The sequence below is a fragment of the Candidatus Rokuibacteriota bacterium genome (assembly GCA_016209385.1).
Taxonomy (GTDB): domain Bacteria; phylum Methylomirabilota; class Methylomirabilia; order Rokubacteriales; family CSP1-6; genus JACQWB01.
Genome location: JACQWB010000300.1, coordinates 1 through 20,042, shown reverse-complemented (window position 1 = coordinate 20,042; position 20,042 = coordinate 1). Strand labels below are relative to the sequence as shown.

Below are 20,042 nucleotides of genomic sequence, written 5' to 3'. Positions count from 1 at the left end.
GCCTGCGCCAGCGACGAGGTGAGGCCCGAGTAAATGAGCCACGAGGCGAGGCCCGAGTGGGAGTTCGAGCCGAGGGGCTGCCGACGAGCCGCAGGCGTGGCAGTTCGAGCCGAGGCGCTTCGGCGCAGGCAGCTTCATCGCCTGCGCCAGCGACGAGGTGAGGCCCGAGTAAATGAGCCACGAGGCGAGGCCCGAGTCAATCTCGCAAGGATGCCTGGCGCTAAATGCCTAGCAAGGAGGAACACCAATGAGAAAATCCCTGGTCTCTACGCTCGTGCTTGCTCTGTTGGTCAGTCTCTCCGCCTCGGGAGCGCTTGCCCAGGAGAAGCCCCGGTACGGTGGGATCCTCAACTGGTATGACTACGCCGACCCCGGCCGTCTTGACATCCACGCCGAGGGGCCATTGTCGGTTCAGCAGGCGCACGCTGGCGTCTACAGCGGACTCCTGCACTATGATCCGGACGATCCGACCAAGATCGCTGGAGACCTGGCTGAGCGCTGGACGGTCTCGCCTGACGGCAAGACCTATACGTTCCACCTGCGCAAGGGCGTCAAGTGGCACGACGGCCAACCCTTCAGCGCCGCCGATGTGAAGACGACCTTCGATCGGATCCTGAACCCGGCCTTCAAGAGCCCCCGGTGCGGCTCTATGCTCAAGCCGATCGCGTCGAGCATCGAGGTCGTGGATCCTAACACGGTGCAGTTCCATCTGAAGTTTCCCGCGGCCCCCTTCCTGGCTTACACGGCTTCGGCCTGGTGCCGGGTCGTGGCGAAGCACATCCTGGAGAAATACGGCGACCTGCAGAAGCCTGAGGCCCAGATCGGGACCGGCCCCTTCAAGTTCAAGCGATACGAGCGCGATAGTGTCATCGAGTGGGAGAAGAACAAAGACTACTTCATCCCGGGGGTCCCGTACCTGGACGGGGTGAAGCAGTTCATTCTCAAGGGCGCGCCGACCCAGCTCGCCGCCGCCAAAGCCGGGCGGATCATGGTCTGGGATACGTGGCCACCGATGAAGAAGACCCAGGCCGATGAGCTCAAGGCCGCACGGGGAAACGAGGTGGAGGTCTACCAGGATTCCATCAACACGATCTTCCTGATCTACATGCATACCCAGAAGCCGCCCTTCAACAACCCGGATATCCGCCGCGCGGTGAGCCTGGTCATTGACCGCCAGGAGCTGGTTGCCAAGACGCTGGAGGGCGCCGGCGTTCCCTGCGCGCTGCTCGATCCCAAGCTCGTGGGGGACTTCGCCCTGCCGCTGGAGGAGGTCAACAAGCTTCCCGGCTGCCGTCAGCCCAAGGACCAGGACATCGCGGAGGCCAAGCGGCTGGTGGAGAAGCACTACCCGAACGGCATTGACGTCGAGGCGGCGGTCCGCTCGGTGGGTGGCTACATCGACCGCGCCCAGCTCGTCCTGTCCCAGCTCAGGAAGATCGGTATCCGCGGGACGATGAAGACCTACGAGAGCGCCGCGGGCTTCGCGGTTTACGGCAAGGGCGATTTCGTCTTCATCTCCACCCAGGACAGGGCCATGGTCACGGCGGACCCTGGCGACATCTTCAGCCTGATCTACACGACCGAAGCCGGGAGCAACTGGGGCAAGTGGTCGGACCCGAAGGTGGACGAGCTGACCGAGCGCGGCCTCAAGGAGACCAACCGCGAGAAGCGCAAGCAGATCTACCACGAGCTACAGCGCCACATCCTGACCGGGGCGCCGTCCGCGATCCCCGTCGCCTGGGTCGAGGGGTGGTTCTTCAAGGACAAGCGCGTGCGCAACTACAAGGCCTCGCCGACGGTCTACGACCACAACACGTTCATGAAGGTGTGGCTCGCGCAGTAATTTCATCGGAGGGGGTCCGGGTACCCACGCCGGAGGCGTGGGTGTCCCCCTCCGAAGCCTCCCCTGTGGTTCGAGCGTGGCGGGTTCGGCCATGCCGCGAGGCGGGCCACCCGCCGCGCGAGGCCCGAGTTAATCGCGCGGGCAAAGCCCGCGCTCGAACTACGAGAGCAGACGATGAGCGGTAGCAATACCGTGAGGGTCGTTCATCCCGCGGCGGAGGACCGACCGCAGCTCGTCGAGGCGGTGCCGCGCCCGGCGCGCGCGGAGGGCGCGCGCGTGGGCCTCGTGGACAACGCCCGCACCAACTCCGACCGCTTCATGCAGATCATCGGGCAGCTCCTGGAGGAGGCGGGGGTCGGCGGTGTGGTGATCCGGCGCAAGCCGAACCCGAGCCTCCCGCTCCCCGACGAGGCCTTCGACGAGCTTCTGAAGCGGTGCGACATCGTCGTCCACGGCGTCGCCGACTGAGGGTCGTGCACGTCGTGGGGTCTCCACGACGGGATCGAGACGGAGCGGCGCGGCAAACCGTCGGTCACCGTCGTCACCGAAGCCTTCGCCGAGGCCGCGCGGCTCCGGGCCGAGGCCCTCGGCATGCCCCACCACGCGGTCGTCCTGGTCCCGCATCCGATGGCGAGCCGGCCGCCCGAGCAGGTGGAGCAGGTCGCGCGGGCGGCCTTTCCCCGCATCCTGGCCGCCCTCACGGCGCCAGCGCCACGGGCGGTGGGCGGAGCCGAGCGAGCCCGGGTGCCCGTGCCGTCAGCTGCGCGCGTCGAGCTGCCCGCCGACCTCGACGAGCTCCACGACGCCTTCGAGGCGCGCGGGTGGTCTGACGGCCTCCCCCTGATCCCGCCGACCGAGGCGCGCGTGGCGCGGCTGCTGGAGGCCGTGCAGCTCGCGCCCTCGACGGTCCTCGGTGTGATGCCGCCGCGAAACGGCACCGTCACCGCCGAGAAGTTCGCCGCCAACGCTGTGATGGCCGGCGCCGCGCCCGTCCACGTGCGCCTGGCCCTGGCAGCGGTGCGCGCTGGGCTCAGAGAGGAGTTCAACCCGGGCGGGACCGGCGTCACCACGGGCGGCGGGGCTCCGCTGGTCATCGTCAGCGGGCCGGAGGCCGGGCGGGCCGGCGTGAACGCCGGGACCTCCTGCTTCGGCTCCGGCTACCGTGCCAACGCGGCCATCGGCCGGACGCTCCGGCTCGTCATGCGGAACCTGGGCGGCGCGATCCCGGGCGACATGAAGAAGTCCACCCAGGCGTTCCCCGCGGAGTACAGCTTCTGCACCGCGGAGGCCGAGGAGGCGAGCCCGTGGGAGCCGCTCCGCGTGGAGCTCGGCTTCCCGCGCGAGCAGAGCACCGTGAGCGTGGCCGGGGTCCGCTCGTTCCACCAGGTCACCGAGCACACGGCGCAGCGGGGCGAGCAGATCCTGGAGACGATCGCCGGATCGATGCGCGCGTGGGGCGCCGTGAGCTACTACTACCAGGGCCGGCAGAACCAGGTGCTGGTCGTCCTCTGCCCGGAGCACGTCCAGGAGATCGCCGCCGCCGGCTACACCAAGGAGGATGTCAAGCGCTTCCTCTTCGAGCGCGCGCGGCTCCCCAAGCGCGACCTGGTCGGCCGGGGGAACCACGGCGAGCGGACGTGGCCGCGGTGGATCGAGGCGGCGGGCGACGACGCGCTGATCCCGATCGTGGCCGAGCCGCGCCTTGTGATCATCATCGTGGCGGGCGGCAGCGGGCGGCACTCGAGCTGGCTGCCGCTCTGGTCGGCCACGCGCCTGGTCACCGAGCTGGTTGGGCGAGCGCCCTAGCTCGGACGGCCGCCCTGCCGGGTTGACGATCCGCCATGACAGGCCTCGATCTTCAGGAAGTCGAGCGCGTCGAGCTGATGACCCTGGTGGACAACAGCATCGACGCGCTCCTGTGGTCCACCGAGACGGTCCGGCGCGTCCCCCGGGACGCGGTCCTGGGCGGTCCCAGGAGCCGCCTCCGGGCCGAGCACGGGTTCTCAACGCTCGTGACAGTGGTGAAGGACGGCCGCCGTCACTCGTTCCTCTTCGACGCCGGACTGACCCCGGACGGCCTGATCCGGAACATCGAGATTCTGGAGGTCAACCCGGCCGACCTCCGCGCGGTGGTCCTGAGCCACGGTCACAGCGATCACACCTTCGGCCTTCTCGGCATGCTCAGAGCACGCGGCCGCCGCGCGCTCCCGCTGGTGATCCACCCTGAGGCGTTCAGGCTCAGGAAGCTGGTGCTCCCGGACGGCCACGAGGTCAGGTTGCCGCCGCCGAGCCGAAGCGATCTCGAGGCGAGGGGATTGAGTTTGTCGATCAGGTAAGCCCGTCCTGCCTTCTCGAGAGCTCGGTCATGATTACCGGGCAGGTGCCGCGCGTGAGCGACTTCGAGAAAGGCTTCCCCATCCACTACGCCGAGCGGGAAGGGGGATGGGAACTGGACCCCTGGATCCACGACGACCAGGCGATCGTCATGAAGGTCCGTGGCAAAGGGCTCGTCGTCCTTACCGGCTGCGGGCACGCCGGGCTGATCAACATCCTCACCCACGCGCGGACGCTGGCCAGCGGCGAGCAGATCCACGCCGTGCTCGGCGGCTTCCATCTGACCGGCGGCCTCTTCGATGCGCTGATTCCCCGGACGGTCCGGGAGCTTCAGCAGTTTTCGCCTGCCGTCGTCGTGCCGGCGCACTGCACGGGGTGGAAAGCGACGCACGCCATCGCGGCCGCAATGCCCGATGCCTTCGTCCAGAACTCCGTCGGCACCACATTTATCCTGTAGCCGCGGTGATAGACTTGATTTCGTAAGGGAGAGACACCATGGCCAAGGCAGGATTTCGAGTGCTTGACAGCGACCTCCACGTCATCGAGCCCGCGGACCTCTATGGCCGGTATCTGGACAAGGCGTACAAAGACCGAGCGCCGCGGCCGCTGGACGCCGCGCACGGGTACGTGCGTCACTGGCGCGTCGGCGAGTACACCTTCCCCCGCCCGATCGGCACGGGGCGGGTCCACGCCGAGGCGCGGTCGCGCGAGATCCTCAAGGAGTACGCGGCGGCCGGCTTCGATGCGGCGTCGCAGCTCCGAGCGATGGACGTCGAGGGGATCGACGTGGCGGTCCACTTCCGGACCCTGCCCGTCGTCTGCGTGGACGCCTTCGAGCCCGAGTTCGCCCTCGCGCTCTGCCGCGCGTGGAACGACTGGATGGCCGACTTCTGCGCACTCGACCGGCGCCGCATGAAGGCGGCGGCGCTCCTGACGCTCCACGACGCGACGCTGGCCGCCCGGGAGCTTCACCGTGCCGTGACCGGGCTCGGCTTCGTGGCCGCCCAGATGATGCCGAACCCGGTGAACGGGGTGAACCTCCACGACCCCCGGATGGATCCCCTGTGGGCCGAGGCCGAGCAGCTGGGTGTGCCGATCGGCTTTCACCCGGCGCCCAACAACTACGCCCAGGACCACTTCATCAACCGCTTTCTGACCCGACCGAGCTCGGCCATGAGCCTGGGGCTGAACAACCCCGTAGAGCTGATGGCTGCCGTCGCCAGCATGACCGCAGGCGGCGTGCTGGAGCGCTTCCCGCACCTGAGGGTCGCGTTCCTGGAAGGCAACTGCAGCTGGCTCCCCTGGCTCCTCTGGCGCCTGGATGAGTACTGGGAGATGTGCAAGGGCGGCGAGGCGGCCAAGCTCCAGGCCCTTCCGAGCGAGTACTTCAGGCGCCAGTGCTTCATCAGCGTGGACCCCGACGAGGACCAGGTGGAGTGGGTGATCCAGAAGCTCGGGGACGACAACCTGGTCTTCTCCACCGACTACCCCCACTCGGACTCGCGCTTCCCTGAGGCGACTGTGCTCGTCCTCAAGCTCCCCGTCTCCGACCGGAGCAAGCGGAAGATCCTCTGGGACAACTGCGCCCGCCTCTACGGGCTATGACCGAAGGAGAGGCACCATGAAAAACGGCTTTCGCGTGATGGACAGCGACCTGCACACGATGGAGCCCGACGATCTCTGGGAGCGCTACCTGGCGGAGCCGTTCAAGACGTTCGCCCCGAGTTTTGCGCGCTCGGCCGAGGGGTCGCCGAACCAGCCGACGATCCGGATCGTGGACCTCACGATCGGCGAATTCACCAAGCGGTCGACCACGGCCCGGGCCGGAGCCGACCTCTACCGGCGGACGATCGCCAAACACCCGCACAACGAGGTGGCGATCGCGCGCGGCTACGACGCCGAGTCGCACCTCATGGCCATGGACATCGAGGGGATCGACGTCGCGATCCTCTACGGCACGCGCGGGCGGCAGGTCCAGATGCACGACGACCTGGACCCGGCGCTGGCCGGTGCCCTGGCCCGGGCGCACAACAACTGGACCTACGACTACTGCCAGGCCAACCCGAAGCGCCTCAAGTTCGCTGCCCAGGTCTCGTTCCACGACGTCAACCTGGCGGTCGAGGAGGCGCGGCGGGCCGTCCGGGAACTCGCCGCCGTCGCGGTCATCGGTAACCCGAACCCGGTCAACGGACGACACATCCACGACCCCTACTTCGAGCCGCTCTGGGCGGCGATCGAGGAGCTGGGGGTGCCGGTCGGCTTCCACCCCACCGGGATCTCGTCCCTCCGGGACGACATCGCCCGGCGCTTCCTCGACCACCCGAACGGCCGCGTGATCGGCGGCGCGGCGCGCAACCCGATGGAGCTCATGCTCGCCTTCGGGAGCCTGGCGGCAGGCGGCGTGCTCGAGCGCCACCCCGGACTCCGCTGCGCCTTCCTCGAAGGCACGTGCGGGTGGCTCCCGTGGTGGCTCTGGAGGCTCGACGAGCTGTGGGAAAAGTTCGGCCCGGGCTCCGATATCAAGATCTCGGCGCTCGCGAGCGAGTACTTCTTCCGCCAGTGCTTCGTCGCCACCGACGCGGATGAGAAGGTGCTCCGCCAGGTGGTCGAGGCGGTGGGCGATGACGCCATCGTGGTCTCGACCGACTACCCCCACTCGGACGGTCTCTTCCCCGACGCGATCAACGAGTTCGTTCGACTGGAAGGGGTGAGTGACAAGACCAAGGCGAAGATCCTGTGGGACAACTGCGCGCGCCTCTATCCCCTGGCCGCAGGCCGCTAGCGGAGCGCCTATGAACATCGAGAAGTTCGTCCACGCCTACGCGACCAAGAGCACGCGGTCCCGGCAGCTCTACGAGGAAGCGCTCCGGGTCATGCCCGGCGGCAACAGCCGGACGACCACCTTCTTCGACCCGTACCCGTTCTACATTGCGCGCGGGAACGGCGCGCGGATCTGGGACGTGGACGGCGTCGAGCGCCTCGACTTCAACGGCAACTACACGAGCTTGATCCTCGGCCACGCGCCCCCTCCCGTGATCGCCGCGATCCGGGAAGTGGCGGCGCTCGGCGTCTCCTTCCCCGGTCCGACAGAGCACGAGCTGAGGCTGGCCGAGCTCCTCTGCCGCCGGCTCCCGTCCCTCGAGCGCGTCCGCTTCGCCAACTCGGGGACGGAGGCCACCATGAACGCCGTCCGCGCTGCCCGCGCGTTCACGGGGCGGCAGAAGATCGCCAAGTTCGAGGGCGCCTACCACGGCACCCACGACTGGGTCATGGTGAGCGTGGCGCCCGACCCGGCGCGGGCGGGCGCGCGGAAGGGACCCCGGGCCGTCGCCTGGTGCTCGGGGATCCCGCCGGCGGTACTCAAGCACGTCGTGGTGCTCCCGTGGAATGACCCCGAGGCGTGCCAGAAGATCCTCAAGCGCGAGCGCAAAAACCTCGCCGCCGTCCTGGTGGACCCGCTCCTCGGGATCGGCGGCATCATCCCGCCCGTGGACGGCTTCCTCCAGCGCCTGCGCGCCCTGACCGAGCGCGAGGGGATTGTCCTGATCTTCGACGAGGTGATCTCGTTCCGGGTGGCGTCCGGCGGGGCTCAGGAGCGCTTCGGCGTGCGGCCCGATCTCACCACTCTCGGCAAGATCATCGGCGGCGGCCTGGCGGTCGGAGCGTTCGGTGGACGGGCCGACATCATGGCGGTCTTCGATCCGAGGGGCGGGCGCGCCCGGCTGAGTCACGGCGGGACCTTCAACGCGAACCCGATCACCATGGCCGCGGGTGCGGCCACGCTCAACCAGTTGACTCCCGAGGCCTACCGGCGCCTCGACGCCCTGGGCGACCGCGTCCGCGCCGGCGTCACCGCCCTGTTGAAGCGGCTGGATCACCCCGGCCAGGTCAGCGGTGTGGGCTCGCTCTTCTGCCTCCACTGGACCGAGGCCAAGCTCACCGACTATCGATCGAGCCGGCCGGCGGATCCGGGGGCACCGCTCCGGGTCTTCATGGGGCTCCTGAACGAAGGAATCCTGCTGACGCAGCGCGGCCTGGGCTGCTGCTCGCTGGCCATGACCGATCGGGAGGTGGACCAGTTCGTCCGCGCCCTCGAAGCCACCCTCCAGAAGGAACACAACTAGCTGGTCAGTCGGAGTAATGCCCTTCGAGCGCGGGCTTCGCCCGCGCAACCGATTCCTGGGGGAGGCCTCGGAGGGGGCCCGGGTACCCGCGCCGAAGGCGTGGGTGTCCCCCTCCGATCCTCAGTCAGGCGATCGAAAACCGGGCGAGCCTGAACGGCGCCCAGGGCAGCGAGGGGGGCTGGCGCTGGCGAGCTCCGTCACCAGCTTTCCTGTCGCCGGCGACTGCGTGAAGCCCAGCATGCCATGCCCGGTGGCCACGATCAGACCCTCCACCCCTGGCACGCGGTCGATAATGGGCAGACCGTCGGGCGTCAGGGGTCGCAGCCCGCACCAGGCCGCCTCATTGCGAAGCTCGAGCCGATGATCGAGGGTCGCGCGGGCACCCTTGATCACCGCCTGGTAGCGGGTCTGGTTCAGGCTCAGGTCATGCCCGGTCAGCTCGAGGGTCCCGCCGAAGCGCAGACGCGGGCCAAGGGGCGTGATGGCGATCCGCTTTTCGTGGACCAGGAGCGGGAGCCGCGGCGCTCCCGCGTAGCTGTCAATCGTGCAGCTATAGCCTTTCGCGGGCTCGAGCGGAAGCACGACTCCGAGGGGCTCTGTAAGCTCGCCGGTCCACGCCCCGGCGGCGAGCACCGCCACGTCGGTCGGCAGCTCGTCGCGCGGCTCCTCGATGACGACGCCGGCAACGCGTCCCGCCTCCACCACGATGCGTGTCACGCGCCGGTGACGCAGGAGCCGCGCCCCCCGCTTCTCCAGTTCCTGCGCTAGCGCGCGGACGTACTCGAAGCAGTTCCCGTGAGCCTCGCCCTCGACGACGAGCGCCCCCCGGACGCCGGCGCCCAGGGCTGGCTCCGCCTCGCGCGCTTCCGGCCCGGTGAGCACGCGCGCCCGGAACCCCGCCAAGTCGAGCCGGTGCTGCTCCTCCACAGCGGCCGCGAGCCCCGCGTCGGACAGGTAGATGTTGAGCAGGCCCTTCCGCTCGTAGAAAAACCCCACCCCGGCGTCGCGCGCCAGCTCCTCGAACAGCTCGAGGCTCGCCCGGCTCAGCCCCACCAGCGCGTGGAATCCCCGCTCCGCCGCCTCGGCAGAGCAGAAGCGCCGGAACTCCCGCAGCCACCGGAGAAACCGCCGATCCACGCGCGGCCTGACGTAGAGCGGGCTCTCGGGCGCCAGCATCCAGCGGAGGCCCTGCCAGATCACCCCGGGGCCGGGGACCGGGTGCGAGTGACTCGGGACGATCAGGCACGCGTTGGCGTAGGAGCAGCCTTGCCCGACGTCGCCGCGATCCGCCAGCGTCACCTGCCATCCTGCGCGCTGGAGGTAGTACGCTGCGGCGATCCCGATGGCGCCCATCCCGATGACGACCGCTCGCTGAGACATGGCTCTCGCCCCGCGTCGACACGCCTCGGACGCTCTAGTATGCCCACCGGGGAGCGTCAACGACGCGGGGCTTGACGTGATACGGGAGCTGTAGTACGTGTTTCCAGGACCGGACGACTGATCCGGCTGATCGATTCTGCGCGTTGCGGGCGAGTGGCGAGGATCCGATGGATCTTAAGGCGTGGTCCTTTGTGCTGTTGGCTATCCTGGGGTACGGGATGTGGGGGTTCCTGGGAAAGGTCGGCGCCGAGGCGGTGGGGAAGTACGAGTACATTCTCCTGTCTTACGTCGTGGCCACGCTGGCCTTCGCCGGCGCGTTCGGGGGGTGGTCCGCGGGGACCGTCCCGTGGTCGTGGGCGCTCATCCTGCCCGTGGCCGGCGGCGTCTTCACGGCCCTCGGCGTCATCGGCTTCTTCTCCGCCATCGAGCGCCTCCCGCTCGTCATCGCCGCGCCGCTCACCGCGCTCTACCCGATCGTGACCGTCGCCCTGAGCCTCCTCATCCTCGGCGAGCGCCTGACGCCGATGCAGGCGCTGGGCATCGCCTGCGCCGTTCTCTCCGGGGTGCTGCTCAGCCGGTGACGCCACGGCTCCCGTGTGAACTCCCGGGCTTGACCGCCCGGTGGCGCCCGCACCGCGTTGCGGTCGCCTCAGGGGGGCGAGGGGGGGCTCGGCCGCATCGCGCCCAGCCTAACCCGCCCGATAGACGACGATCCGGAGCCGGGTGGGCTTGAAGGCGTTACAGGGATTCCGCTCCTGGGGGCAGTTCGAGATCCCCACGACGAGGTCGGTCTCCGCGCGAAGATCGATATGATCCCCGGGTTTCGAGCGGGGCTCCCGGATGGCGATCCGCCCGTCCGCCTCCAGCGCCACGTTCATGAACACGTTGAAGCTGTAGGGCATCTCGCGGAGCGAGATCCCGAATGGCTTCAGCGCGTGCTCCAGGTTCGACCGGCAGTTGGGACTGTCGGCGATCCCGTAGCGTACGCGGTTGGACCCCTCGCTGCACGAGCCCGCGAGGAGGTCGTGCCGGCCGCAGGTGTCCTCGGTGATGGTCATGAGCTTGCGGCAGCGGTCGGACAGCAGGCTGTGGCCGGTGCTGATGTAGATGGTGCCCTGGAGCAAGGCCGTGTTGTTCACCGAGAGCTTCTCGGAGGTGTCGTCCCGGCAGAAGCAGACCAGGTCCGCGACCTGCTGACCCTCCAGGTCGATGATCCGCAGGATCTCCCCCGCCTTCACGCCGAAAGCGGTTCGACTCCGGGGCTCCAGCACCTCGTCGCGAAGCACGGTTCCCGGCACGCTCCCGGTCGCCATCGGCCTCTCCCCGCCCAGAGTTGAGATCAGGAGCATCTCGTAGCATGCTCTTCTGAGCGTGTCAACAGCCACCCAGAAGTCCTTGGGCTTGACCGGGTCGAGACTCTGTGATAACTCATCCCCGGGCCCAGGACGGTCTGGGAGCTCCCGGCGAACAAAGACGCTCCGGGGTGGGAGTGAGAGGGTTTCGTCTGTGCGATCTTCTCCGGCGTTCTGCCAAGCCGGTGAGAGGTCCGTTTCGCTTCGAAGGAGGTGATCAGAGGACCACGCGTCAGGGTCGGGCGTAGCGTCCCCGCCCGAGTCATCTGCTTCGAGCGCGGGCTTGGCCCGCGCAACCGAGGGGGGAGGTTCGGAAGGGGGGCGAAGCCCCCCTCCGAGGATCTCTAGAGTGTCAACCCCGGCTGACCGAAAAGGAGGGGAACCCATGAAACGTTACTGGAGGATCGCGGGCCTCGGCGCGGCGCTCCTGGCGCTGCTTGTGTGGGCGCCGGCCGGCGACGCCGCGAAGCACTGCCCGAAGGGCAAGATGAAGTTCTATACGAGCTGGCCGATGCAGGGCGCCATGATCCCGGAGTCGGACGGGATGAGGAACGGCGTCAAAATGGCTGTCGAGGAAGCTGGCGGAGCCGTGAGCGGCTACTGCATCGAGGTCATCAACCTGGACGACGCCTCACCGCAGACCGGCAAGTGGGACGGCGCGGTGGAGGCGGAGAACGCCAACAAGGCCGTGGCCGACAAGGACGCTATGGTCTACATCGCCACCTACAACAGCGGCGCGGCCAAGGTGAGCATCCCGATCACCAACCGGGCCCGGATGATGCAGATCACCCCCGCCAACACCTACCCCGGGCTCACCAAGAAGATCGGCGCGGCCCCGGGCGAGCCGGAGATGTACCGCCCCACCGGCGTCGCCAACTACCTGCGCCACTTCCCCGCCGATGACATCCAGGGGGCGGTCGGGGCGCGGTGGGCCAAGGCGATGGGCCACAAGAAGGTGTTCATCCTCGACGACCAGGAACTCTACGGCAAGGGCGTGGCGGACGTCTTCGACATTGAGGCGAAGAAGATCGGCCTTCAGGTGGTCGGCCACGAGGGCATCGACTGGAAGCAGCCTGATCAGAAACCGGTCCTGACCAAGATTCGAGCCACCGGCGCCGACCTGATCTACATGGGGGGTGTCATTGAGACCGGCGTGCAGGTCATCGTGCGCCAGATGAAGGACCTGGGCCTGGTGATGCCGAAGGTCAGGTTCATGGGGGCCGACGGCTTCTTCCAGGACGAGCTGTTCAAGGGCGCCGGGTGCGAGTCGGTCGAGGCGGTCGGCTTCCGGATGACCTTTGCCAGCCTCCCCTTCGAGCAGTTGACGGGGGTAGGCGGCAAAGCTTACCGGATGTACAAGGACAAGTTCAAGATCGAGCCCAGCTCCTATGCCCTGTACGCCTACGATGCTGCTCGCATCGCCATCGAGGCGGTCAAGCGGGCAGGCAAGAAGGAGCGCGAGGCCATCAGGAAGGCCGCCTTTGGGATCAAGGACTACGAGGGGATCAACGGCAAGTTCAGCTTCGACGAGAACGGGGATTCCGACTCGAAGATCATGAGCGGCTACGGCGTGGAGAAGTGCAAGTTCAAGTTCCTCCAGGTCCTCCAGTTCTAGTGGTCGAAGGAACCCCGGCGTGACCTCCAAGGAGGGAGGCCGTCCCAACGGCGCGGCCTCCCTCCTTTCCGTATAGACCTGGCTGGGGTAAGCGCGATGGAATGGTATGAGGTGCTCGTTCAGCAGACCATCAACGGCCTGACGCGCGGGTCGGTCTTCGCCCTGATCGCCCTGGGCTACACGATGGTCTACGGCATCATCGAGCTGATCAACTTCGCCCACGGCGACGTCTTCATGCTGGGCCTCTTCATCCCGCTGGCGATCCTGGCGGCCATGGGAATCTCCAAGACGCTGGTGGGGTGGCAGCTCGTCGGCGTCCTCATTCCCCTCTTCTTCGTCACGATGCTCGCGACCGGTGCCATCAACTTCACGATCGACCGGGTGGCCTACCGACCCCTCCGGCGGGCGCCGCGGCTGGCGCCCCTGATCACAGCCATCGGCGTCTCCTTCATGATCGAAAACCTGGCCTTGCTCTGGAAGGGACCGGCGCCGCTGCCGTTCCCGGACCTCTTCCCCAACGTGGACATCCTGAACACCTGGCTCGGGATGGACACCCTGATCTTCTTCACCACGAAAGACCTCTTCGTCATCGTCGTCACGCTGCCCCTGATGGTCGGCCTCAACCTCTTCGTGACGAGAACCCGGTGGGGCAAGGCCATGCGGGCCGCCTCCCAGGACCGGGAGACGGCCGCTGCCATGGGGATCAACGTCGAGCGGATGATCATGCTGACGTTCTTCGTCGGCGGGGCCCTGGCGGGAGCGGCCGGCCTGATCCAGGGGATGTACTACAACATCGGGCAGTGGTGGATGGGCTATCAGGCGGGGCTCCGGGCGTTCACGGCCGCCGTCATCGGTGGCATCGGGAACATGCCGGGAGCCGCGCTGGGCGGCCTGCTCATCGGGTTCTTCTCAGCGTGGAGCGATCAGTACATCTCGGCCCGCTGGACCAACGCCATCGTCTTCTCCATCCTCATCATCTTCCTCGTCTTCAGACCTCACGGTCTGTTAGGCGAGCGGGTCCCGGAGAAGCTGTAGACGGATGTTGACCTTTCGCGCCATCTCTCTACGGCAGCTTGCAGTGAGTGGCCTCCTGGCCGTTGCCGTCGTCGCCTACCCCTTCATCGACCGGGCGCTCATCCCCCCCCAGCACAGCACGCTCCACGCCGTCACCGACGCCATGATCTACGTCCTCCTGGCGCTCGGGCTGAACATCGTGGTGGGGTATGCAGGCCTCCTGGACCTGGGCTACGCGGCGTTCTTCGCCATCGGCGCGTATGCGATGGGTCTCCTCAACTCACCGCTCCAGGGGCTCCAGTGGGGTTTCTGGAAGGTCATCTGGGTCAGCGCCATCGTCTCGGCGATCTTCGGGCTGATCATCGGGGCCCCGACCCTCAGGGTGCGGGGGGACTACCTGGCCATCATCACGCTGGCCTTCGGCGAGATCATTCCCGTGGCCATCCGCAACCTGGGGGACATCAACATCGAGATCGGGGGCTGGGTACTCACCCATCGCCTGAACCTCACCGGCGGCGAGAACGGGATCAACCCCGTCGGGCGCCCGACCTTCCCGGGGGTCTCCTTCGACGAGAGCATGCCGTGGTATTACCTGATCCTGGTCATCGGGGCGGCCTCGGTCTGGGTCATGAGCCGCATGGCCACCTCACGCCTCGGCCGGGCCTGGATGGCCATCCGCGAAGACGAGACGGCGGCCGACTGCATGGGCGTCGATCCCATCAAGACCAAGCTCCTCGCGTTCGCTCTGGGAGCAACCTTCTCCGGCTTTGCCGGCTCCGTCTATGCCGCCAAGCTCCAGGCCATCACCCCGGGCGCCTTCGAGTTCAACGTCTCCATCATGCTCCTCTGCATGGTGGTGCTCGGGGGGATGGGGAGCCTGAAGGGGGTGATCCTGGGCGGCCTGCTCATCACCGTTTTCGACCGGGTTGTCCTGGTCCAGAGCACCGGGCTGGTCCGAACGCTCGGTCACACGATCGGCTCGCCCGCGCTCCAGGCTGCGGATCTGAGCCTCTGGCGCTGGTTCTTCTTCGGCCTCGGCCTGGTCGTGGTCATGCTGGTGAAGCCGGAGGGGCTGGCTGGCGTCAGGCGCGTGAGGCTCGCGGAGGTGGACGAAGGCGACGAAGCGACCCCAGAAGCTCTGTCGCTCGCATCTGCCCTCAGCAACCCAGGCGTGATGGCGGAGGGGGTTCGCTGGATCAGCCAGGGCGCCGCCGAGGGGGACGCTGGCGGCGCCCGCGGCGGGCCCCTCCTGGAAGCCCGCAGGGTCACCAAGCGCTTCGAGGGCCTGGTGGCGCTCGATCGGGTGGACCTGGTCATCCCCGAGGGAGCGATCATCGGCCTGATCGGCCCCAACGGCGCCGGGAAGACTACGTTCTTCAACTGTGTCAGCGGGCTCTGGTCCCTCACGAGCGGCGAACTCCTCTTCGATGGCCAGAGCATCGTGGGGCTCAGGCCCAACCGGATTACGGCGCGAGGCATCGCCCGCACGTTCCAGAGCATTCGCCTCTTCGCCAACATGACAGCCCTGGAGAACGTCCTCGTGGGGCAGCACGCCCGCCTGCGCGCCGGGGTGGTCGGTGGGATCGTCCGCCCGCCGGCCGTGGCGCTCGAAGAGCAGCGCGCGCGGGAACGGGCCCGCGAGCTCCTGGCCTTTGTTGGCCTGGCCGGCAAGGAGGAAGTCGCGGCCAAGAACCTCTCCTACGGCGACCAGCGCCGCCTGGAGATCGCACGCGCCCTCGGGACGCGCCCCAAACTGCTCATGCTGGACGAGCCCACGGCGGGGATGAACCCCGCCGAAACCGAGGCCCTGACCCAGTTCATCGGCCGGCTCCGGAGCGAGCTCGGGATCACGATCCTCCTGATCGAGCACCACATGGAAGTCGTCATGGGGATCTCGGATCGGATCACGGTCCTGGACTACGGGGTGAAGATCGCCGAGGGCCCGCCCGCCCAGGTCCAGCGGGATCCCAAGGTGATCGAGGCGTACCTCGGCAAGGGGTACGAGGCGGAGCTGGCCCGTGCTTGAGCTGGCAGACGTCCACACATATTACGGAAACATCCGGGCCCTCAAGGGGATTTCGCTCAAGGTTGACAAAGGGGAGATCGTCACCCTTATCGGCTCCAACGGGGCCGGGAAGACCACGACGCTCAAGACGATCATGGGGACCCTGCGTCCCCTCAAGGGGCGCGTGACGCTCGACGCTCATCGAATCGACCGACTTCCGACGGACCGGATCGTCCGCCTGGGAATCGCGCATGCTCCCGAGGGCCGGCGCATCTTCCCGCGGATGACCGTCATGGAAAACCTCGAGCTCGGTGCCTTCGCCCGCGCGGACAAGCAACACGTTGTCGCCGACATGGAGCGGGTCTTCGCCCTCTTTCCTCGGCTGAAGGAACGCCTGCACCAGAAGGGCGGGACGCTCTCCGGCGGCGAGCAGCAGATGCTGGCGATCGGGCGCGCCCTCATGGCCCAGCCCCAGCTGCTCCTGCTCGACGAGCCGTCCATGGGCCTGTCGCCGATCCTCGTCGAGGCGATCTTCGAGACGATCCGCGACATCAGCCAGCAGGGCATGACGATCCTGCTCGTGGAGCAGAACGCGCGGATGGCGCTCCGCATTGCCCACCGGGGGTACGTCATCCAGACCGGCCGTATCATCCTGCACGATTCCGCCGCCGGCCTGCTCCGGAGCGACCTCGTCCGCAAGTCCTACCTCGGCGAGAAGTAAGGCCCCTCACCCCAATCCTCGCCCCGTCGGGGGAGAGGGGAGGGTGAGGGGTGCACGTAAGGGGGGCGCAGCGATGAAACTGAAGGACCGTGTCGCCATCGTGACCGGCTCGAGCATGGGGATCGGCGAGGCCATCGCCCGCCTGTACGCCCAGAACGGCGCCCGCGTCGTGATCAACTCCCGATCGCTCGAGCGGGCCCGGAAGGTCGCGGACGAGCTGGTCCGGGCCGGCTTCGAGGCTCTCCCCATCGAGGCCGACGTCGCCGAAGGGGCGGAGGTGGATCGGATGGTGCGGCAGACCGAGGAGCGCTGGGGGCGGCTCGACATCCTCGTGAACAACGCCGGGACCTCGATGATCGCCCCGTCGGTGGAGCTGGCCGAGGCCGACTGGCGGCGGACCCTGGACGTGGACCTGACCGGGCCTTTCCTCTGTGCCCGGGCGGCGGCCCGCGTGATGATCGCACGGGGCGGTGGAGTTATCCTCAACATCTCCTCGATCCTCGGCGAGACGGGGCTCCAGATGCGCGCCGCCTACTGCGCGGCCAAGCACGGGCTGATCGGCCTGACCAAGGTGCTGGCGGTCGAGTGGGCGAGGCATCGGATCAGGGTCGTGGCCATCAACCCCGGATACATCCAGACCCCCATGGACGTCGGCGACCAGTCCTCCGGCGGCTACACGCCGGCCGACATCCGCCGACGGACCCCACAGGGCCGCTACGGCACAGCGGACGAGGTCGCCCGCTGCGCGCTGTTCCTGGCTTCGGAGGACGCTACGTATATCACCGGCAGCGTGGTGAACGTGGACGGCGGCTGGCTGGCGTACGGCGGCTGGTGAGGAGGCAGCGCATGCAGGCGCCCATCTTCGACTACATGACGAGGTACCGGTACAAGAAGGTCATCCTCTGCCAGAACGCGGCCGTCGGGCTCAAGGCCGTCGTCGCGATCCACAGCACCACGCTGGGGCCGGCGACCGGCGGGACCCGGATGTGGACCTACCCGTCTGAGACCGACGCCACCCTCGACGCCATGCGTCTGGCCCGGGGCATGACCTACAAGTACGCCGCAGCGGGCGTGGACCTGGGCGGCGGCAAGTGCGTGATCATCGGTGACCCGAAGACCGAGAAGACCGAAGGCCTGCTCCGGGCCCTGGGCCGCTTCATCCAGTCCCTGGGTGGGGAGTTTTTGACGGGTGAGGATGTCGGGACCACGCTGAACGACATGGAGGTCCTGGCGTCCGAGTGCGACTACATCGTGACCCTCCCCGAGCACGCCGGCGGCGCCGGGCCGATCGCCCCGGCCACCGCCTTCGGGGTCCTCCAGGCCATGAAGGCGTGCTGCCGCCAGGTGTACGGAGACGACAGCCTCGGGGGCCGGCGCGTGACCCTCCAGGGGTTGGGCGCGGTGGGCTCGGAGATGCTGAAGCTCCTCATCAAGGAGGGAGCCGAGGTCATCGTGACCGACATCGACGCCGCCAAGGTGGAGTGGGCGCGGCGCGAGACCGGTGCGCGGGCCGTGGCGCCCGAGGCCATCTACCGCGAGCCCAGCGACATCTTCTGTCCCTGCGCCCTCGGCGGCATCGTGAACGACGAGGTCCTCCCCCAGCTCACGTGCCGGATCGTCTGCGGCAGCGCCAACAACCAGCTCTGGGAGGAGCGGCACGGCGACCAGCTCGACCGCCGCGGCATCCTCTACGCCCCCGACTACATCGCCAACGCCGGCGGCACCATCTTCGACACCGACCGGCTGCGCAAGGGCGGCTTCAACCGCCAGCGCGCCATGCACAACGTGGCCCGCATCGGGCAGACGATGGAGGAGCTGATCGCGCTCTCGAATCGGGAGGGCATCCCCACCTACGTGGCGGCCGACCGGCTGGCGGAGCAACGGCTCGCCATGAAGGAGAAGGTCCGCCTGATCTGAGGCCGCGCGGACGACGCCGATGCTCGACGTGATCATCCCGGCCCGGGAGGGCCGCGCCTTAGAGCTGCGAACCGGGCAGCGGCTCAAGATCATCGACGTCCAGGGGCAGCAGGTGGCGGACTTCGTCGCCTTCAACCTGCATAACCTGGACGAGTTCCTCTCCGTCTGCCACACGCGCGGGATGCTGGGGAGCCTCCGGCCACAGCGCGGCCGGCCCCTCTACACGAACCTCCGCAACGCGATCTTCGTCCTCGAGGAGGACACCGTCGGCGTCCACGACATGCTCTTCGCGCCCTGCGACCGCAAGCGCTACGCCCTCGACTACGGGGACCACGCCCACCCCGGCTGCCGCGACAACCTCCACCACGCCCTGGGCGGCCGAGTGCCCTACGCGCGCATCCCGGACACGGTGAACTGGTTCATGAACGTCCCGTGGACGGCCGATGGCCGCGTCGAGATCGCCGCGCCGGTCTCGAAGGCCGGGGACTCTGTCGTCCTGCGCGCCGAGATGGACGCGCTCGTCGCCATCTCGGCCTGCCCGCAGGACAAGAACCCGTGTAACGCCTTCAACCCCACCGAGCTCCGCGTCCAGGTCTTCTGACCTTGCAGGAGGGTCCTCCCCCGCGCCGGCCTGACCGGCCCGCCTGGCGGGGGGCCGCCCTCATCCTGAGCGCCGACCTCTGCTGGGGTGTGTCCAGCAGCCTGGCGAAGCTCCTGCTCAACCGGAGCGCGGTGACGCCCGCGGCTTTGACCGCGCTCCGGGTCACCATCGCCTTTCTCGTCCTCCTCTCCATCCTGGGCCCGCGCCGCGGCCGTCGCCTGGAGGCCCGGAGCGAGGACCTCCCGCTCCTCTCGGTCGTCGGGCTGGTCGGCTTCGCGGCGAACAGCTACTGCTACTACACCACCCTCAGCCTGACCAACGTCGCCACCGCCATCCTGCTCATCTACCTGGCGCCGATCTTCCTCGCCCTCTACGAGGGCCTCGTCCTCCGCCGCTGGCCCGCCCCCTCCACGCTGGCCGCCATCGCCCTCGCCGTCGGGGGCTGCTTCGTCCTCGTGAGGGGGTACGACCCCGGCACGCTCCGGTTGAACCTCGCGGGCCTGGGCTTCGGCCTCACGACGGCGGGCGCCTTCGCCACCTACACCGTGGCCAGCCAGCGGATGCTGCGCGCGTACGACTCCTGGACGGTCCTGCTCTACGGGTTCGGGATCGGCAGCGCGGCGTGGTGGGTGCTCTTCCCGCTCTGGGCCTCCGCCGGGGTGGAGAACTCGGCGCGGACCTGGAGTCTGATCGTGGCGATCGCCCTCGGAGGGACACTCCTCCCCCATGGCCTGTTCGTCCGCGGCCTCACCTACCTCCCGCCGACGCACGCGACCCTCCTCAGCACGATGGAGCCGGTGATCGCGGCGGGCGTGGCCTACCTAGTGCTCGGCGAAACCATGGCGCCAGCGCAATACGCCGGCGGGCTCCTCGTCCTGGCCGCGGTCCTCCTCGTCCAGCTCCGGCCCGAAGTCCCGGCCGAGGCCGGGTGAGGCCGCGCGCCCCTCAGCCCTAAAAACGCTCTAAGGAGCCCAACGCCGCACCAGACCTGACAAGTCGTGCACCCATTTGGTGAGTCGGAGTAGGGATTGATGATTGCTCATAACCCCCTCCACAGATCCCAGCGTGCGGGACTACCGCACTGGGCTCTTGCCTTAGGTGACAACGCCAAGTCGCCGCAGGGGATAGGGATGGGT

At 68.2% G+C, this 20,042-nt stretch carries 19 protein-coding genes; 17 read left to right on the top strand and 2 right to left on the bottom strand.

Annotated elements, in window-relative coordinates; all coding sequences use genetic code 11:
• Positions 1-247 precede the first annotated feature (247 nt).
• The 8 genes from HY726_22800 to HY726_22765 all read left to right on the top strand — a co-directional run bounded on the left by HY726_22800 (position 248) and on the right by HY726_22765 (position 8,301).
• Positions 248-1,843: an ABC transporter substrate-binding protein gene (locus HY726_22800; protein ID MBI4611829.1), complete on the top strand. Its 1,596-nt coding sequence runs from the start codon at positions 248-250 to the stop codon at positions 1,841-1,843.
• A 174-nt stretch (positions 1,844-2,017) separates the two neighbouring features.
• Positions 2,018-2,311 (top strand): hypothetical protein, encoded by a 294-nt coding sequence (locus tag HY726_22795; GenBank protein ID MBI4611828.1) that lies wholly within the window; start codon positions 2,018-2,020, stop codon positions 2,309-2,311.
• Positions 2,312-2,434: 123 nt separating this feature from the next.
• Positions 2,435-3,649, top strand: coding sequence for a hypothetical protein (locus HY726_22790; GenBank protein ID MBI4611827.1), 1,215 nt, complete (start codon positions 2,435-2,437; stop codon positions 3,647-3,649).
• 35 nt (positions 3,650-3,684) lie between these two features.
• On the top strand, positions 3,685-4,179 hold the full coding sequence (locus HY726_22785; GenBank protein ID MBI4611826.1) for an MBL fold metallo-hydrolase: 495 nt from the start codon (positions 3,685-3,687) through the stop codon (positions 4,177-4,179).
• Between the two features lie 29 nt (positions 4,180-4,208).
• Positions 4,209-4,634: an MBL fold metallo-hydrolase gene (locus HY726_22780; protein MBI4611825.1), complete on the top strand. Its 426-nt coding sequence runs from the start codon at positions 4,209-4,211 to the stop codon at positions 4,632-4,634.
• 38 nt (positions 4,635-4,672) lie between these two features.
• Positions 4,673-5,782, top strand: a complete 1,110-nt coding sequence (locus tag HY726_22775) for an amidohydrolase family protein (GenBank protein MBI4611824.1) — start codon at positions 4,673-4,675, stop codon at positions 5,780-5,782.
• Positions 5,783-5,798: 16 nt separating this feature from the next.
• Positions 5,799-6,959: an amidohydrolase gene (locus HY726_22770; GenBank protein MBI4611823.1), complete on the top strand. Its 1,161-nt coding sequence runs from the start codon at positions 5,799-5,801 to the stop codon at positions 6,957-6,959.
• A gap of 10 nt (positions 6,960-6,969) precedes the next feature.
• The gene (locus HY726_22765; GenBank protein ID MBI4611822.1) at positions 6,970-8,301 is read left to right on the top strand and encodes an aspartate aminotransferase family protein; all 1,332 of its coding nucleotides are present in this window, start codon (positions 6,970-6,972) and stop codon (positions 8,299-8,301) included.
• Between the two features lie 120 nt (positions 8,302-8,421).
• Here the strand turns inward: HY726_22765 and HY726_22760 are convergent, their stop codons facing one another.
• Positions 8,422-9,681 (bottom strand): FAD-dependent oxidoreductase, encoded by a 1,260-nt coding sequence (locus HY726_22760; GenBank protein MBI4611821.1) that lies wholly within the window; start codon positions 9,679-9,681, stop codon positions 8,422-8,424.
• Between the two features lie 167 nt (positions 9,682-9,848).
• Here HY726_22760 and HY726_22755 point away from each other — a divergent pair, with 167 nt between their 5' ends.
• Positions 9,849-10,262, top strand: a complete 414-nt coding sequence (locus HY726_22755) for a DMT family transporter (GenBank protein MBI4611820.1) — start codon at positions 9,849-9,851, stop codon at positions 10,260-10,262.
• Positions 10,263-10,370: 108 nt separating this feature from the next.
• Here HY726_22755 and HY726_22750 read toward each other — a convergent pair whose 3' ends face one another.
• Positions 10,371-10,994 carry an urea carboxylase-associated family protein gene (locus tag HY726_22750; GenBank protein ID MBI4611819.1) on the bottom strand — a complete coding sequence of 208 codons (624 nt, stop codon included), beginning with the start codon at positions 10,992-10,994 and terminating at the stop codon, positions 10,371-10,373.
• A 424-nt stretch (positions 10,995-11,418) separates the two neighbouring features.
• On the opposite strand from HY726_22750, the gene HY726_22745 reads away from it, so the two are divergent.
• From HY726_22745 to HY726_22710, 8 genes are all read left to right on the top strand, one after another.
• Positions 11,419-12,648, top strand: coding sequence for a branched-chain amino acid ABC transporter substrate-binding protein (locus HY726_22745; GenBank protein ID MBI4611818.1), 1,230 nt, complete (start codon positions 11,419-11,421; stop codon positions 12,646-12,648).
• 96 nt (positions 12,649-12,744) lie between these two features.
• The gene (locus tag HY726_22740) at positions 12,745-13,683 is read left to right on the top strand and encodes a branched-chain amino acid ABC transporter permease (GenBank protein MBI4611817.1); all 939 of its coding nucleotides are present in this window, start codon (positions 12,745-12,747) and stop codon (positions 13,681-13,683) included.
• A gap of 4 nt (positions 13,684-13,687) precedes the next feature.
• Positions 13,688-15,688, top strand: a complete 2,001-nt coding sequence (locus HY726_22735) for a branched-chain amino acid ABC transporter ATP-binding protein/permease (protein ID MBI4611816.1) — start codon at positions 13,688-13,690, stop codon at positions 15,686-15,688.
• Positions 15,681-16,388, top strand: a complete 708-nt coding sequence (locus HY726_22730) for an ABC transporter ATP-binding protein (protein MBI4611815.1) — start codon at positions 15,681-15,683, stop codon at positions 16,386-16,388. The genes HY726_22735 and HY726_22730 overlap by 8 nt, the downstream gene beginning before the upstream one ends.
• A gap of 73 nt (positions 16,389-16,461) precedes the next feature.
• The gene (locus HY726_22725) at positions 16,462-17,223 is read left to right on the top strand and encodes a glucose 1-dehydrogenase (GenBank protein MBI4611814.1); all 762 of its coding nucleotides are present in this window, start codon (positions 16,462-16,464) and stop codon (positions 17,221-17,223) included.
• An 11-nt stretch (positions 17,224-17,234) separates the two neighbouring features.
• Positions 17,235-18,305 carry an amino acid dehydrogenase gene (locus HY726_22720; protein MBI4611813.1) on the top strand — a complete coding sequence of 357 codons (1,071 nt, stop codon included), beginning with the start codon at positions 17,235-17,237 and terminating at the stop codon, positions 18,303-18,305.
• A gap of 19 nt (positions 18,306-18,324) precedes the next feature.
• Positions 18,325-18,906, top strand: a complete 582-nt coding sequence (locus HY726_22715; protein MBI4611812.1) for an urea carboxylase-associated family protein — start codon at positions 18,325-18,327, stop codon at positions 18,904-18,906.
• A gap of 2 nt (positions 18,907-18,908) precedes the next feature.
• Complete coding sequence (locus HY726_22710) at positions 18,909-19,838, top strand: EamA family transporter (protein MBI4611811.1); 930 nt, start codon at positions 18,909-18,911, stop codon at positions 19,836-19,838.
• Positions 19,839-20,042: the final 204 nt, after the last annotated feature.